Source organism: Lelliottia nimipressuralis, assembly GCF_004115925.1.
GTDB classification, from domain to species: domain Bacteria; phylum Pseudomonadota; class Gammaproteobacteria; order Enterobacterales; family Enterobacteriaceae; genus Enterobacter; species Enterobacter nimipressuralis.
In genome coordinates this window covers 87,966-103,507 of the sequence record NZ_SDDX01000020.1, presented here as the reverse complement: position 1 = coordinate 103,507, position 15,542 = coordinate 87,966, and the positions used below count along the sequence as shown (strand labels likewise).

The window sequence follows — 15,542 nt, the reverse complement described above, 5'->3', positions numbered from 1 at the left end:
TGGCTCAGCTCAATCTGATTGCGCATTTGTGCAACACATTGAGTATCACCAGCATCCCAGCAGGCTTTCAGCTTCTGAACGTTATCTGATGATTCTTTGGCAATATCCTTGCGGATAGTCTGCTCACAGTTCGCATTTCCACGGCACGCCTTGAGCTGTTCAACGTACTTCTGAGGACTACCGACACTCAGATAGTTATTCTCCACCGCATTCTTCCCGGCCTGCGCGCCCGTTGCTGCGGACAATGCGCTGTCGCCCGTCAACCCGCCCGCAATTCCCGCGGAAATTGAGGCCAGCGCGCTGATCGTCTGCTTCTCCTCTTCCGTTAATTTATCTTTCGCTACATCCGGGTAAAGCTGACGGGCGATAACTTCTCCCGCCGCAGCGCCCATGGCTCCTGCCGCCGCATTGTTACCCTGCAATGCCGCCACTGCTCCGCCGAGAATGGCATGTGCAATTGTATTGACAACGGGACTACCTTCGGTCGGTTTCAGCATATGCGCCAGCTGTGGAGCACTCGCCCCCGCAAGGGCACCCGCAATATTTCCACCCGCCAGTCCCTGAAGCGCTGCCGTCGCCGCCTGGATACCACGCTGGATATCGCTCCCTGTACCGTACTGCTGCATTTCCTCTTTGTACGCCTGCGAATTACGCAGATTCGCAAGATAATCCAGCCGTTGTTCCTCTGTCGCATTAGCTGGCAGTGTCGTTTTCAGTTCGCTCTGGGCTTTCTTCAGCCCGTTGATATCACCCTGCGTCCGCGCGATATCCGCCGCCTGGCTGCCGATGTCGCTGATTAAGCTCACCGCCTTCAGCCGGTTTTGCTCTTTCTCCTTATCGAAGATTGGGCTGATGCTGTCGTTGGCATGTTCGGTGTCACGGCTCAGATCTGCCACGTCCTGCTTCTGGTTCGCCTGATCGCGCACGGTGATCGACCCGTTCGCCACTGCCGCCTGCGTGGTCCCTTCCGCGTGCCCGCTATGGCTTACCGCCGAGATCATCCCGCCCGGCATATTGCCTTTGAACTGATCGCCGCCAAAGCTACCGCCGCCGCTCAGGCTAATGCCCGCGTGGTTGACTTTATAATCCGCTTCGTTTTGCAGATCGCTAAACCCAAGCGTGCCGGTATCGAGGCTGTTTTTATCCGCCGTGGCTGTGGACGCGATAACCGCACCGTCGAGCTGGGTGTGATTGCCGACGGTAATATCAAAACCGCCGTCACCGGCAAACAGCCCGGTCTGCTCGGCCACCGAATCGAAGCGGCTTTTCATTTTGTCCTGGCTAGCGTTGATATAGCCTGAGCCACTCATCGAACCAAAGGTGAAGCTACCCCCTGCCGCTATCGCCAGTGGAGACCCATTGATACCCCATGTTATCTATCGTGGTGCGGTAGTTACTCCACGCGTAGCTGTAATCAAACAACCCATAGCCGAACGGAACGCTGACACCCGCCTGGAAATTCTGCGCGTCATATGCCGTTGCGAAATCGCTGCTGCGTCCGCCGCTCACGAACCATTTATCCGCCAGGCCCAGCATATTATTCGCCGTGAGGGCGCCATTAAGTTGTTCATCACCGGTACTCTTCTGCCCGCTATTATCCAGACTAAGACTGGCACTTAACGGAAATTCAGGCTGAGCGGTGAGATTAACGACTGAATATCCAGGTTGTGATGCAGGAATAATTTCAATCTGAACGGGTTGAGCACGCAAACGATTAATTTGCTCCATTCCCTGCTCTATATCACGCAAATTTAGAATGCGCCCTGTCAGTCCAGGAAACGCCATTTTAAGCATCAACGGCGTTTTCCCCTCCAGGCGAATCGCTTCAAGTTTTCCTTCCAGCACTACAATATTCAGCTGACCACTTGAAAGATCCTGCTCGGTCAAGAACGCACGGCTGGTGATGTAACCTCGGCTGATATACCAGTCAGAAATATGTGCCGTTAATTCAGTTATTTTTGCCATGTTCAGACACTGGTCCTGCCACGGCGCAAGCAGCTTCACACGGGTTTTTTCCGGCATAATAGTGACACCGGTGAGGTTGATTGTATGGACAGTAAAACACGGGCCAGCGTCGCTGACAGCAGGGGCCGTGGGGACGGCTTTCGGCAGCGGAATACTTCTTTCAAGCTCATCACGTTGTTGCTGGTTTTGTAATAACAATTGCTGTTGCTGCTGCTGAATAGCATCACGGTCTGAGGGTGAAAGCGGTGCAGCCTGTACAGCAAAAGATAAAATACTTCCAACGATAAAAGCGATAATATAATTTACCGGAGAAATTATTTCAAAACACTTGAATGGGCTACTCATTCTTTCCCTGAAATAGCTGAATAGACGAATTAATCGCACTATAAGATGAGTCTTATTTTGAGTAAATTCAATTTTAGATAGGGCGTGAGTTTTTATTCAAGTTGTGACTGCGGTAAGATAATGGATTATATCCCAAGGATATTTAATATATCCTTTGGGGGCCATAGAGAGTTCACGATGAAAAGGCGGGCACTCCCGCCCTCCGATCACCAGCCTGGAACCGCGCCGCCGTTAAAGATTTTTTCCGCCGCTTTCGCCACTTCTGGCGACTGGTACGACTGAATAAATTCCTTCACGTTTTCCGCGTCTTTATTCTCTTCGCGGGTTACCACGATATTCACGTAAGGCGAGTTTTTATCTTCGATAAACACGCCGTCATGCACCGGCGACAGCCCGGTTTGCTGGAGGTAAGTGGTGCTGATGATCGCCACATCCACTTTTGGGTCGTCAAGCACGCGCGGCAGCTGCGCGCCTTCCAGCTCCATGATGTTCAGCTTTTTCGGGTTAGCGGTAATATCAAGAGCCGTTGGCAGCAGGCCGACGTCGGGTTTAAGCGTAATCAGCTTCTCTTTTTGCAGCAACAACAGCGCGCGGCCCAGGTTGGTAGGATCGTTTGGAATCGCAACGGTCGCACCATCCTTCAGTTCCGAAACCGATTTGATTTTGCGCGAGTAGCCTGCCATCGGGAAGACAAACGTATTTGCCACCGCGACCAGCTTATAGTTGTGAGCTTTGTTATCTTCCGCCAGGAATGGGCGATGCTGGAAGACGTTCGCATCCAGTTCGCCGTGGTTCGTCGCATCGTTGGGCAGCAGCGAGCCGCTGAAACCGACCAGCTCCACATCCAGCCCGTACTTCTCTTTCGCCACTTTTTTGGCGACTTCCGCCACATCCTGCTCTGCGCCGTTAATCACGCCGACTTTAATATGTTTGGCATCGCTGCCGCTTTGATCACAGCCCGCAAGCAGAACGCCCGCCAGAAGTAATGCACCACATCGAGGTAAAGAGAGTTTCACGAGACAGATCCTTTTGAAAAACGTTTGAACGACTATATCGACAACGAAGCGGTACGCTAAAAACCGAAAAAGAATCAACCAGAAGGAAAAGTTATATATCGGTACTGTCTGAATGGCAGGCCCGGTCACACCGCGCCACCGGGCATCCGCCGTTACAGATCTTTTGCCAGATAGTGCCGCTGCATGCCCTGATAAGGGAAATCCTCCAGCGTCATCTGCAGTGTGTACCCCTGCTTTTCATAAAACGGACGCGCCTGAAAGCTGAACGTATCCACCAGCGCATGGCGGCGGGCTTCTTCTTCGGCGGCATTCATCAGCTGACTCCCCAGCCCGCTACCGCGCGCGTCGTTGCTTACCCACAGGTACTGAATATTCAGCCATTCGCCTTTGCGATTGCCGATCAATCCGCCCGTCATCACGCCACTGTCGTCGCGTGCATAAACGGCGATATCGCCACCGACCGCAGAAAAATCGATATACTGCCGGTTATAGGATCGTAATCCATTCAGGAGTTCTTCTTTATCGGCTTCAGTAATGGTATCCGTAAGGCTCAAGTACATGTTGTTCTCCTTATTTTCAGCGCAATCTGAATATCGCACACCTTTATCTTCATAAAAACTCCTTATTCTCTCCTTTATTTCGCAGTAGAAATATTCTTTCAATATGAAATTAAAAAAAATTGCTTTCCTGTACCTTCCTGAAACGTATAATAACCAAAAATGAGAACGATCATTCTCACTCTCAGCGCGGCGGGTAAACGATGAGCACAACGCTTGAAGAACGGCAGAAACTACGGCAGGACGAGATCATCACCGCGGCGCGGCGCTGCTTTCGCGCGAGCGGCTTTCACGGTGCCAGCATGTCGCAAATCGCCAGCGAGGCGAAGCTGAGCGTCGGGCAAATCTACCGTTATTTCAGCAATAAAGATGCCATTATCGAAGAGATGATCCGCCGCATTATCGACTACCGCATCGCCGAGATGGAAGGCAAAACCCAGACCGACCGCATGCCGCAGATCCTTGCCTGGCGCCAGACTCTGAGCGAAGACGACGATGCGCTGATGCTGGAAATGTCTGCCGAAGCGACCCGCAATCCGCTGGTTGCGGCGATGCTGGTGGAAGCCGACGCGCGCATGTTTGCCAACGCCTGCGAGCACCTGAAAAAACAGTGCCCGCACCTGAGCGACGAGCGCATTCGCTGCTGCGTGGAAATTATCGCCGTGATGATGGAAGGCTCCATCTATCGTCGATTAACCCCACAAAAAGTATCAGCAGAAGAATTAGAAAAAATTTATCGGGAAATACTCAATATGCTTCTCATTGTGAATTAATTAAACCTGAACTCATCACCGGGAAATAGCTATTTCCCGTTTTTTCATTTCCGCGAATCGCGGAGATGCGGCATCGCTGTGCCTTAAAACCTCCTCATCTCGTTAAGCCATTAACGGGACAGGCGTCGTTCACCCTGGAAAAAAGTATGAAAACCCTAACAACCGCCATCGCGGCATTATTTCTCCTGACCGGTTGCGATAATGCACAAATATCCGCGCCAGAAGGCGCACTCCCGCAAGTGGGGATCGTCACCCTCATGAGCCAGCCCGTCCCGGTGGTCAGTGAGCTTACCGGGCGTACCAGCGCCGCTCTGAGCGCGGAAGTACGTCCGCAGGTGGGCGGCATCATCCAGAAGCGGCTGTTTAATGAAGGCGATACGGTGAAAGCCGGGCAGGCCCTGTATCAGATCGACCCAGCCAGTTTCAGGGCGAGCTACGACGAAGCCGCCGCCGCGCTGAAACAGGCCCAGTCGCTGGTGCAGGCCGACTGCCAGAAAGCCAGGCGCTATGCGCAGCTGGTGAAGGACGATGGCGTTTCGCGCCAGGATGCAGAAGATGCACAGGCCACCTGTGCGCAGGACAAGGCCAGCGTCGAATCTAAAAAAGCCGCGCTGGAGAGCGCGCGCATCAGCCTGAACTGGACCACCGTCACCGCGCCGATTAGCGGGCGCATCGGTATTTCGTCCGTCACGCCGGGCGCACTGGTGACCGCCCAGCAGGAGACGGCTCTGGCGACCATTCGCGGGCTGGACAGCATGTACGTCGATCTCACACGTTCGAGCGCCGATCTGCTGCGATTACGCAAGCAAACGCTGTCCACCAACAGCGATACCCTGAGCGTTTCGCTGATCCTCGAAGACGGCAGCACTTACAGCGAAAAGGGCCGTCTGGCCCTGACGGAAGTGGCTGTTGATGAATCCACCGGCTCCGTCACCCTGCGGGCGATTTTCCCCAATCCGAAGCATCAGCTTCTGCCGGGCATGTTCGTTCGCGCCAACTTGGACGAGGGCATCATGGATGACGCGATTCTGGCACCGCAGCAGGGCATTACCCGCGACGCCAAAGGCAACGCCACCGCACTGGTCGTGAACGGCAGCAACAAAGTCGAACAGCGCACGCTGCAAACAGGGGAAACCTACGGCGACAAATGGCTGGTGCTGAGCGGGCTGAAGGCGGGCGATAAGCTGATCGTAGAAGGCACCGGAAAAGTGGCCTCCGGGCAGGAAGTGAAAGCCGAAGAGATCAAAACCGCCGGAGGAGACGCCTGATGTTCTCCCGTTTCTTCGTGCGTCGCCCGGTGTTTGCGTGGGTGATCGCCATTCTGATTATGCTCGCCGGGATGCTGGCGATCCGCACCCTGCCGGTCGCGCAGTACCCGGACGTTGCGCCGCCGTCGGTGAAAATCTCCGCTACCTACACGGGGGCCTCCGCCCAGACCCTGGAAAACAGCGTCACCCAGGTGATTGAGCAGCAGCTGACAGGCCTGGATAACCTGCTTTATTTCACCTCCACCAGCAGCTCCGACGGCTCCGTAAGCATCAACGTCACCTTTGAACAGGGTACCGACCCGGATACCGCCCAGGTGCAGGTGCAAAACAAAGTTCAGCAGGCCGAATCGCGCCTGCCGAGCGAAGTACAGCAGTCGGGCATCACGGTAGTGAAATCCCAGAGCAACTTCCTGCTGATCATGGGCGTGTACGACAAAACCGACAAAGCCAGCAGTTCAGATATTGCCGACTGGCTGGTGAGTAACGTGCAGGACCCGCTGGCGCGCGTGGAAGGCGTGGGCAGTTTGCAGGTGTTCGGCGCGGAGTACGCGATGCGCATCTGGCTCGATCCGGCGAAGCTGGCCTCGTACGCGCTGATGCCGTCCGACGTACAAACGGCGATTGAAGCGCAGAACGTGCAGGTCTCTGCCGGGAAAATTGGCGCGCTGCCGTCGTCGAATGCACAGCAATTGACGGCCACCGTGCGCGCCCAGTCGCGCCTGCAAACCGTCGATCAGTTTAAAAATATCATCATCAAGAGCCAGTCCAACGGCTCGGTGGTGCGCATCGGCGACGTCGCCCGCGTTGAGATGGGCAGCGAAGATTACACCGCAACCGCGAAGCTGAACGGCCACCCGGCGGCTGGCGTGGCGGTGATGCTCTCGCCTGGGGCTAACGCCCTGAGTACCGCGACCGCAGTGAAAGAAAAAATCGCCGAGTTCAAACGTGCAATGCCCGAAGGCTATGACGTCGCCTACCCGAAAGACAGCACCGAGTTCATCAAAATCTCCGTTGAGGATGTGATTCAGACGCTGTTCGAAGCCATCGTGCTGGTGGTGGTGGTGATGTATCTGTTCCTGCAAAACGTCCGCGCCACGCTGATCCCGGCGCTGGCGGTACCGGTGGTGCTACTCGGCACCTTCGGCGTGCTGGCGCTGTTCGGCTACTCCATCAACACATTAACCCTGTTCGCGATGGTACTGGCCATCGGCCTGCTGGTGGATGACGCCATCGTGGTGGTGGAAAACGTCGAGCGCATTATGCGTGACGAGGGCCTGCCCGCCCGCGAAGCGACCGAAAAATCGATGGGTGAAATCTCCGGCGCACTGGTGGCGATTGCCCTCGTGCTCTCGGCGGTGTTCCTGCCGATGGCGTTCTTCGGCGGCTCAACGGGGGTGATTTACCGTCAGTTCTCCGTGACCATTATCTCGGCGATGATCCTCTCGGTGGTGGTGGCGCTTACGCTCACCCCGGCCCTGTGCGGCACGGTTCTCAGCCACACACCGCCGCACAAGAAAGGCTTTTTTGGTGCCTTTAACCGCTTTTACAGCAGAACAGAAAGTGGCTATCAGCACCGTGTCCTGCGCGTGTTACGCCGCTCCGGCAGCATGATGGCGATTTTCGCCGTCCTGTGCGGGGCGATGGCCCTGACCATGTGGAAACTGCCAGGCAGCTTCCTGCCGACGGAAGATCAGGGCGAAATCATGGTGCAGTACACCCTCCCCGCAGGCGCGACCGCCGTGCGCACCGCCGAAGTGAGCCGCAAGGTCACCGACTGGTTCCTCAGCAAAGAGAAAGACAACACCAATGTGATTTTCACCGTTGAGGGCTTTAGCTTTAGCGGCAGCGGTCAGAACGCCGGGATGGCGTTTGTGTCGCTGAAAAACTGGTCCGAACGTAAGGGCAGCGAAAACACCGCACAGGCGATTGCCCTGCGCGCCAGCAAAGAGCTGGGCGGCATTCGTGATGCCACCGTGTTCGCCATGACGCCGCCGTCCGTGGACGGTCTCGGCCAGAGCAACGGCTTTACCTTTGAGCTGATGGCGACGGGCAATACGGATCGCGATACCTTGCTGGCGTTTCGTAATCAGCTGATTGGTGAGGCGAATAAAAACACGTCGCTGCAGGCGGTGCGCGCCAACGATCTGCCACAGATGCCGCAGCTGCAGGTCGATATCGACAACAACAAAGCCGTTTCTCTCGGCCTCGCGTTGAGCGATGTCACCAGCACCCTCTCCAGCGCCTGGGGCGGAACCTACGTGAACGATTTTATCGACCGTGGCCGCGTCAAAAAGGTCTACATCCAGGGCGATAGCGATTACCGCGCCGCACCGTCGGATCTCAACAAATGGTACGTGCGCGGCAGCGATGACAGCATGACGCCGTTTTCCGCCTTCGCCACCACCCGCTGGGAATACGGTCCGGAAAGCCTGGTGCGCTACAACGGCTCTGCGGCGTATGAAATTCAGGGTGAGAACGCCAGCGGCTCCAGCTCTGGCAGCGCGATGACCACCATGGAACAGCTGGCGAACAAACTGCCCGCTGGCACCACCTGGGCGTGGAGCGGCCTGTCGTTGCAGGAAAAACTGGCCAGCGGCCAGGCGATGAGCCTTTACGCCCTGTCGATTCTGGTGGTGTTTCTGTGCCTGGCGGCGCTGTACGAGAGCTGGTCGGTGCCAATCTCGGTGATCATGGTCATTCCGCTCGGCGTGCTCGGTGCGGCGCTGGCCGCGACGATGCGCGGTCTGAACAATGATGTTTACTTCCAGGTGGCGCTGCTGACCACCATCGGCCTGTCGTCGAAAAACGCCATTCTGATTGTCGAGTTTGCCGAAGCCAAAGTGGCGGAAGGGTACTCCCTGACGCGCGCCGCCCTGCGCGCCGCCCAGACCCGTCTGCGCCCAATCATCATGACCTCGCTGGCGTTTATCGCAGGGGTCACGCCGCTGGCGGTCGCGACGGGCGCGGGCGCTAACAGCCGCGTGGCAATCGGCACCGGCATCATCGGCGGAACGCTTGCGGCAACGCTGCTGGCGATTTTCTTTGTCCCGTTATTCTTTGTACTGGTGAAGCGTCTGTTCTCCGGTAAGCACGCAAACCGGAGGTAATCATGTTTCGTGTTTCTGTTTTAGTGTTGGCGCTGATGAGCGCAGGCTGTGTCTCACTGGACCCGACCTATCAGCGCCCGGATGCGCCCGTCCCGGCGACGCTGCCGGGCAGCCACGGCGAGGCCAGCGCGGTCGTCAGCCAGTGGCAGCAGGTGGTGAACGATGCGCGGTTAAAAAGCGTGGTGACGATGGCGCTTAACAGCAACCGCGACGTGCAAAAAGCGATTGCCGATATCGACGCCGCCCGCGCCCAGTATGGCGAAACGCGCTCATCCCTGTTCCCGACGGTCGATGCTGAGCTGAGCCATACCCGCAGCCGGACGCTGGCCGGTGGCGTCACCACCAGCGATGAAGCCAACGGCGCGGTGTCGAGCTTTGAGCTGGACCTGTTTGGCCGCAACCAGAGCCTCTCCCGCGCCGCGCGGGAAACCTGGCTCGCCAGCGAATTCACGGCGCAAAACACACGCCTGACGATGATTAGCGAGCTGACCACCGCATGGCTGACGCTGGCGGCGGATAACAGCAATCTGGCGCTGGCGAAATCCACCATGGAAAGCGCAGCCAATTCGCTAAAAATCGTGAAACGCCAGCAGGAAGTGGGCGTGGCGGCGGCGACGGATACCAGCGAAGCGATGGCGGTGTATCAGCAGGCGCGCGCCAGCGTGGCGAGTTACCAGACGCTGGTCGCGCAGGATAAAAACGCCCTTAATCTGCTGGCGGGCGATACGGTGCCAGACGCGCTGCTGCCGGGCACGCTGGAGAGTCTGAGCGACAACGCCATCACCTTGATCCCGGCGGGTGTCAGCTCCAGCGCGCTGCTGCGCCGCCCGGATATTCAGGAAGCTGAGCACAATCTGCTGAGCGCCAACGCCAGTATTGGCGCGGCGCGTGCGAATTTCTTCCCGACCATTTCCCTGACCGCCAGCGCCGGGGTTGGCAGCGATTCATTGTCATCTCTGTTCAGCCACGGCCTCAAAGTGTGGTCGTTCGCACCGTCGATCACCCTGCCGCTGTTCAGCGGCGGGAGCAATCTGGCGCAGCTGCGGTATGCCGAAGCGGAGAAAAAGGGGCTGATCGCCACCTACGAAAAGACCATTCAGAGCGCGTTCAAAGACGTTGCCGACGCGCTGGCGCGGCGGGAAACGCTCAGCGAGCAGCTGGACGCCCAGCGGGAATACGTCGCGGCGGAGCAGAAAACGCTGGATGTGGCGACGCGCAGCTATCAGGCGGGTGCGGGGGATTATCTGACCGTACTGACCGCGCAGCGGTCTCTGTGGTCGGCGCAGACGTCGCTGATCGCCCTGCAACAGACGGACTTCACCAACCGCGTGACCCTCTGGCAATCGCTCGGCGGTGGCATCCAATAAATCTTTTGCCGGGCGCTGATGCCCGGCAAAAACTCCAGCTACGCTTAAAACGTCTCATACCTGTGTCTGTCCAGAATCATACTTTCGGCTTGAATCGCTTTGATGAATGTAACGATATATTTCAGAGAACAATGCGCGTTTTACTCCGGGGGTTTCAATGAAAGCTGCTCACCTGTTTTGTCTGGTTATCTGTTTGCTTTTCGCCGCCTTCGTCCACGCCAGGGAGACGCAAGACCCAGTAAAAACGGAGAAAATCCGCCAGGCCGTGATGAAAGATATCAAGAAAGTGTGCTCGCCTCAGGGCAAGCAGACGGACAAAGAGTGGCAGGCGATGATCATGTCATCCGAGGCTAACAAGCTGCTGGTGAAAAACGCCGTGCTGGCGATGGAGCGCGACAACCTGGATAACTACTGGGAAGCCGTCGGCAAAGTGGACTGCATGGAGGATTACTAAGCGTGAAGCGTGCTTCACGCTTTTTTTTGATTAGCGTTTGCGCATATCCGGGATAATCAGATCCCCGCGCAAGACGTAAGAGCCGAGCATCTGCGTTTTCTCATTCAGCCACGCCACAATCCGCGCCGCCATCGCATCCATGGAGTATTCGATGGCCGGAATGGTCGGAATTCCCGGAAGATGCAGCGATCCGGCGAGACTAAAGACCATGATGTCTTCCGGAACCGACTTATTAAACGCCTGCAATTGCGGGATCACGCGCTGCGCTTCCTGCTCATCCGCCACCAGCAACGCGTTGAAATTCAACGTGGTCGCGTTATTCAGTAATTCCTGCAACGCCACGGACGATGAAGTGGCGTCCATAAACACCAGATTGCGGTTAAACGGCAGGAAGTTTTTCTCCAGCGCGTGTTTGTACCCGAGCAGCACCTGATCGGCAAAACCGCTGCCCTGTGGCTGAATTAAGGCAATCTGCCGACGGCCCTGGCTGGTGAGGTAGTTACAGGCGGTTTCGGCGGCAAAGGCGTGGTCAAACTGGATGCTGTTGGCGTTATCGGACTCCATGCAGTCCACCAGGATGACGTTATCCTGATCGATATGCAGCGGGAAACGCGCCCCGATAATCAGGATGTCGTCGCAAAGGCCGCAGGAGAGTTCATCGAGCGCGTTGAGCACCTCGCTTTTAGTGTTGGCGAAGCGCAGCAGCAGATGTTTTTGGTGCTGACTGAGCTGTTTTTCCAGCGCGTAAAGATACCCAGTGGTCTGGTTGATATTATCCTGCGCACAGATCACGCCGATACAGCCGGTGGACTGGCTCAACAGCGATTGCGCTATGACGTTGGGCCGATAGTTCAGCTCATCCACCGCTTTCAGTACGGCCTCACGGCTGGCTTCCTTCACGCCGCGCGACCCGCTCAACACCCGTGACACCGTGGCTTTGGACACCCCGGCCAGACGTGATACATCGTTGATTGTAGACATCATATTCCCCTGTCAGGACCCACGTAGCCCTGTAATTCCTGTTACCGCTTCGGCTCACATTATAGCCAATCCGGAGTATATCCGTTTCCGTTTTCCATGGAAACCGATTTTCCGTTTCCACTCAATTTGATGTCAAAAACGCCAAATTTTGTGACCCACATCGTGATAACAAGCCCCATAAGCGGCGGATCTTGATGGTTATCACACTTCTGGGGTTTATAAATGGAAACCGGTTTCCATATGATATCCAATCATCCCCGCAATAACTTTTTACACTTTGAGGATGGTTGTCGATGTTCAAGATTATGCTGTGCTGCTCTGCCGGGATGTCCACCAGCCTGCTGGTGAGGAAAATGGTTGAAGTGGCAGAAGAACGCGGAGTCCCGGTCACGATTGATGCATACGGCGTGTCCGAATTTGACACGCAGTTTCCGCAATACCAGGTCGTTCTTCTCGGACCGCAAGTGAAATACATGTTAAAGACACTGGCAGACAAGGCCGCTACGCAGGGTATTCCGGTACAAGCCATCGACATGATGGACTACGGTATGCAGCGTGGTGATAAGGTACTGGACTATGCTCTGTCGCTCATCGAAGCGGCACACTAAGAAGGTGTTCTCATGAGTTCGTTATATCAATCAATGGTTGCCGTTATTGAGCAGTCCATTACCCCGCTGGCGGCAAAGCTCGGACAGCAAAAGTACGTGATTGCGATCCGTGACGGGTTTACCGCCGCCCTGCCGTTTATGATCATCGGCTCGTTTATGCTGGTGTTCATCTTCCCGCCGTTCTCGGCGGATACCACCAACAGTTTTGCCCGTGGCTGGCTCGATTTCTCCCAGACCTACCGCGAACAGCTGATGCTGCCGTTTAACCTCAGCATGGGCGTGATGACCTTCTTTATCTCGGTAGGGATCGGCGCGAGCCTGGGTCGCCAGTTTAATCTCGATCCGGTGATGTCCGGCCTGCTGGCGTTTATGGCGTTTCTGCTGGTGGCGGCCCCCTATGCTGACGGCAAAATCTCCACGCAGTATTTGTCCGGTCAGGGGATTTTCACCGCGCTGATTACCGCCATCTACTCCACCCGCGTTTACGCGTGGCTGAAGGAGAACAAAGTCACCATTCGCCTGCCGAAAGAAGTCCCGACCGGCGTGGCGCGCTCCTTTGAGATCCTGATTCCGGTGATGGTGGTGATCGGCACGCTGCACCCGCTGAACCTGTTCATCGAAGCGCAAACCGGGATGATTATCCCGCAGGCGATTATGCATCTGCTGGAGCCGCTGGTGTCCGCCTCTGACTCCCTGCCGGCGATTCTGCTCTCCGTGCTGCTGTGCCAGATCTTCTGGTTCGCAGGCATCCACGGCTCACTGATTGTTACCGGCATCATGAACCCGTTCTGGATGGCGAACCTGTCGGCAAACCAGGCAGCACTGGCCGCGGGCGCAGCGCTTCCGCACGTCTATCTGCAGGGCTTCTGGGATCACTATCTGCTGATCGGCGGCGTTGGCTCGACCTTACCGCTGGCCTTCCTGCTGCTGCGCAGCCGCGTGACGCATCTGCGCACCATCGGCAAAATGGGCGTGGTGCCGAGCTTCTTTAACATCAACGAACCGATTCTGTTCGGTGCGCCGATCATCATGAACCCAATGCTGTTTATCCCGTTTGTGTTCGTGCCGCTGGTGAACGCCTGTCTGGCCTACGCCGCGACCAAACTCGGCTGGCTGGCGCAGGTGGTATCCCTGACGCCGTGGACCACCCCGGCCCCCATCGGTGCGTCGTGGGCAGCAAACTGGGCGTTCAGTCCGGTAGTGATGTGCGTAATTTGTATGGTGATGTCAGCCCTGATGTATCTGCCGTTCCTGCGCGCCTATGAGCGCTCTTTGATGAAAACCGAAGAGCAAAAAGCCCAGGCAACCGTCGGTACTGCTGAAGCTGCACGTTAATAACGTCAAAGAGGAAGCATTATGAAATATTCATTTCCCGATAACTTTTGGTGGGGCAGCGCAAGCTCCGCGCTGCAAACCGAAGGGGAAAGCCTGGGCGGCGGCAAAGGAGTGACCACCTGGGATCACTGGTTCGCCAATGAGCCAAACCGTTTCCATCAGGGCGTGGGGCCGCAGGATACCTCCGCTTTTTACCAGAACTGGAAATCGGACATTCAGCTGCTGAAACAGCTGAACCATAACAGCTTTCGCACCTCGATTAGCTGGGCGCGCCTGATCCCCGACGGTGTCGGTGAAGTGAATCCGCAGGCGGTGGAATTCTACAATCAGGTCTTCGATGAGCTGCTTGAGCAGGGCATTACGCCGTTCATCACCCTGTTCCACTTCGACATGCCGATGGTGATGCAGGAGATCGGCGGCTGGGAAAACCGTGACGTCGTGGCGGCATACGCCCGCTACGCGCAGATCTGCTTTGAGCTGTTCGGCGATCGCGTGCTGCACTGGTTCACCTTTAACGAGCCGATTGTCCCGGTGGAAGGCGGTTATCTGTACAATTTCCACTATCCCAACGTGGTGGATTTCCGTCGCGCGGCGACCGTGGCGTACCACACGGTGCTGGCCCATGCGCAGGCGGTGCGCGCCTTCCGCGCCGGGCATCATGCGGGGGAGATCGGCATCGTGCTGAACCTGACGCCGTCCTATCCGCGCTCGCAGAATCCGCAGGATCTGAAAGCCGCGCACTATGCGGATCTGATGTTTAACCGCAGCTTCCTCGATCCGGTTCTGCGCGGGGAATATCCGGCGGATCTGGTAGCGCTGCTGAAAGCCTACGATCAGCTGCCTGCCTGTCAGCCCGAAGACAGCGCGCTGATTGCCGAAGGAACCATCGACCTGCTGGGCATTAACTATTATCAGCCGCGCCGCGTGAAGTGTCGCGACAGCGCGGTGAACCCTCAGGCGCCGTTTATGCCGGAGTGGTTCTTTGATAATTACGAGATGCCAGGGCGCAAAATGAACCCGTACCGCGGCTGGGAAATCTACGAGCCGGGTATTTACGATATTCTCGTTAATCTGCGTGAGAATTACGGCAACCCGCGCTGTTTTATCTCTGAAAACGGCATGGGCGTCGAAAACGAGCAGCGTTTTATTGAAAACGGTCAGATTAACGATCAATACCGTATCGACTTTATTTCTGAGCACCTTAAATGGGTTCACAAAGGAATTAGCGAAGGCGCAAATTGTCTTGGTTACCATATGTGGACATTTATTGATAACTGGTCATGGTGTAATGCGTATAAAAACCGCTACGGATTTATTCAGCTGGATTTAGCCACGCAGAAACGCACCATTAAGAAAAGCGGGGAGTGGTTCGCCGCCACCTCGTTAAATAATAGTTTTGATAAAGAGTAATGAATGATGATCGCATTAGAAGATGCCGTAATGGAAATTATCGTCAACGCCGGTCAGTCGCGTAGCCTGTGCTTTGAAGCCCTGCACGCGGCCCGGCAGGGCAACCTTGACGAAGCCAAAAGCCTGCTGCGCGAAGCCGATGGCTACGCGCGCCAGGCGCACCATATGCAGACCAAACTCATCGAACAGGACGCGGGCGAAGCCCGCCAGCCGATGACTTTAATTATGGTGCATGCCCAGGATCATTTAATGAATTCACTGTTGGCCCGTGAATTGTCCGAAGAGATTATCCATCTCTACCAGAGATAATAAAGGGAGATATCGTTACGCTAAATTAAACCCTCTGTACCTATAAA

12 protein-coding genes and 2 pseudogenes are annotated in these 15,542 nt (G+C 56.2%); 9 read left to right on the top strand and 5 right to left on the bottom strand.

From position 1 onward, the window contains the following. Positions 1-107 precede the first annotated feature (107 nt). From ETG88_RS22545 to ETG88_RS16420, 4 genes and pseudogenes are all read right to left on the bottom strand, one after another. Positions 108-1,346: pseudogene (locus tag ETG88_RS22545) on the bottom strand (VENN motif pre-toxin domain-containing protein); the annotation flags it as partial. Then, positions 1,339-2,310 (bottom strand): annotated as a pseudogene (locus ETG88_RS16430) (ShlB/FhaC/HecB family hemolysin secretion/activation protein); the annotation flags it as partial. The pseudogenes ETG88_RS22545 and ETG88_RS16430, both read right to left, overlap by 8 nt. 206 nt (positions 2,311-2,516) lie before the next feature. Then, positions 2,517-3,326, bottom strand: coding sequence for a lipoprotein NlpA (gene nlpA / locus ETG88_RS16425; RefSeq protein ID WP_100778235.1), 810 nt, complete (start codon positions 3,324-3,326; stop codon positions 2,517-2,519). 152 nt (positions 3,327-3,478) lie between these two features. Continuing rightward, positions 3,479-3,886 carry a GNAT family N-acetyltransferase gene (locus tag ETG88_RS16420; protein ID WP_129035803.1) on the bottom strand — a complete coding sequence of 136 codons (408 nt, stop codon included), beginning with the start codon at positions 3,884-3,886 and terminating at the stop codon, positions 3,479-3,481. 200 nt (positions 3,887-4,086) lie between these two features. Here ETG88_RS16420 and ETG88_RS16415 point away from each other — a divergent pair, with 200 nt between their 5' ends. The 5 genes from ETG88_RS16415 to ETG88_RS16395 all read left to right on the top strand — a co-directional run bounded on the left by ETG88_RS16415 (position 4,087) and on the right by ETG88_RS16395 (position 10,852). Beyond that, on the top strand, positions 4,087-4,656 hold the full coding sequence (locus ETG88_RS16415; protein WP_102105101.1) for a TetR/AcrR family transcriptional regulator: 570 nt from the start codon (positions 4,087-4,089) through the stop codon (positions 4,654-4,656). A gap of 146 nt (positions 4,657-4,802) precedes the next feature. After that, positions 4,803-5,924: an efflux RND transporter periplasmic adaptor subunit gene (locus ETG88_RS16410; protein WP_129035802.1), complete on the top strand. Its 1,122-nt coding sequence runs from the start codon at positions 4,803-4,805 to the stop codon at positions 5,922-5,924. After that, entirely contained in the window at positions 5,924-9,031 is a 3,108-nt protein-coding gene (locus tag ETG88_RS16405) for an efflux RND transporter permease subunit (RefSeq protein WP_129035801.1), read from the top strand. The genes ETG88_RS16410 and ETG88_RS16405 overlap by 1 nt, the downstream gene beginning before the upstream one ends. A gap of 2 nt (positions 9,032-9,033) precedes the next feature. Beyond that, complete coding sequence (locus ETG88_RS16400) at positions 9,034-10,398, top strand: efflux transporter outer membrane subunit (RefSeq protein WP_102105104.1); 1,365 nt, start codon at positions 9,034-9,036, stop codon at positions 10,396-10,398. A 157-nt stretch (positions 10,399-10,555) separates the two neighbouring features. Further along, positions 10,556-10,852: a YicS family protein gene (locus ETG88_RS16395; RefSeq protein WP_100778241.1), complete on the top strand. Its 297-nt coding sequence runs from the start codon at positions 10,556-10,558 to the stop codon at positions 10,850-10,852. Between the two features lie 30 nt (positions 10,853-10,882). Here the strand turns inward: ETG88_RS16395 and ETG88_RS16390 are convergent, their stop codons facing one another. Further along, positions 10,883-11,833 carry a LacI family DNA-binding transcriptional regulator gene (locus tag ETG88_RS16390; protein WP_100778242.1) on the bottom strand — a complete coding sequence of 317 codons (951 nt, stop codon included), beginning with the start codon at positions 11,831-11,833 and terminating at the stop codon, positions 10,883-10,885. 293 nt (positions 11,834-12,126) lie between these two features. Between ETG88_RS16390 and ETG88_RS16385 the strand changes: the two genes are divergently transcribed. Genes ETG88_RS16385 through ETG88_RS16370 form a run of 4 tightly spaced genes read left to right on the top strand, consistent with a single transcriptional unit; the run spans position 12,127 to position 15,495 of the window. Next, the gene (locus ETG88_RS16385) at positions 12,127-12,441 is read left to right on the top strand and encodes a PTS sugar transporter subunit IIB (RefSeq protein WP_102105105.1); all 315 of its coding nucleotides are present in this window, start codon (positions 12,127-12,129) and stop codon (positions 12,439-12,441) included. A gap of 12 nt (positions 12,442-12,453) precedes the next feature. Continuing rightward, positions 12,454-13,776: a PTS sugar transporter subunit IIC gene (locus ETG88_RS16380; RefSeq protein ID WP_100778244.1), complete on the top strand. Its 1,323-nt coding sequence runs from the start codon at positions 12,454-12,456 to the stop codon at positions 13,774-13,776. Between the two features lie 21 nt (positions 13,777-13,797). Continuing rightward, on the top strand, positions 13,798-15,186 hold the full coding sequence (locus tag ETG88_RS16375; protein ID WP_129035800.1) for a glycoside hydrolase family 1 protein: 1,389 nt from the start codon (positions 13,798-13,800) through the stop codon (positions 15,184-15,186). A 6-nt stretch (positions 15,187-15,192) separates the two neighbouring features. Next, on the top strand, positions 15,193-15,495 hold the full coding sequence (locus ETG88_RS16370; protein WP_142503674.1) for a PTS lactose/cellobiose transporter subunit IIA: 303 nt from the start codon (positions 15,193-15,195) through the stop codon (positions 15,493-15,495). The last annotated feature ends 47 nt before the right edge of the window (positions 15,496-15,542 follow it).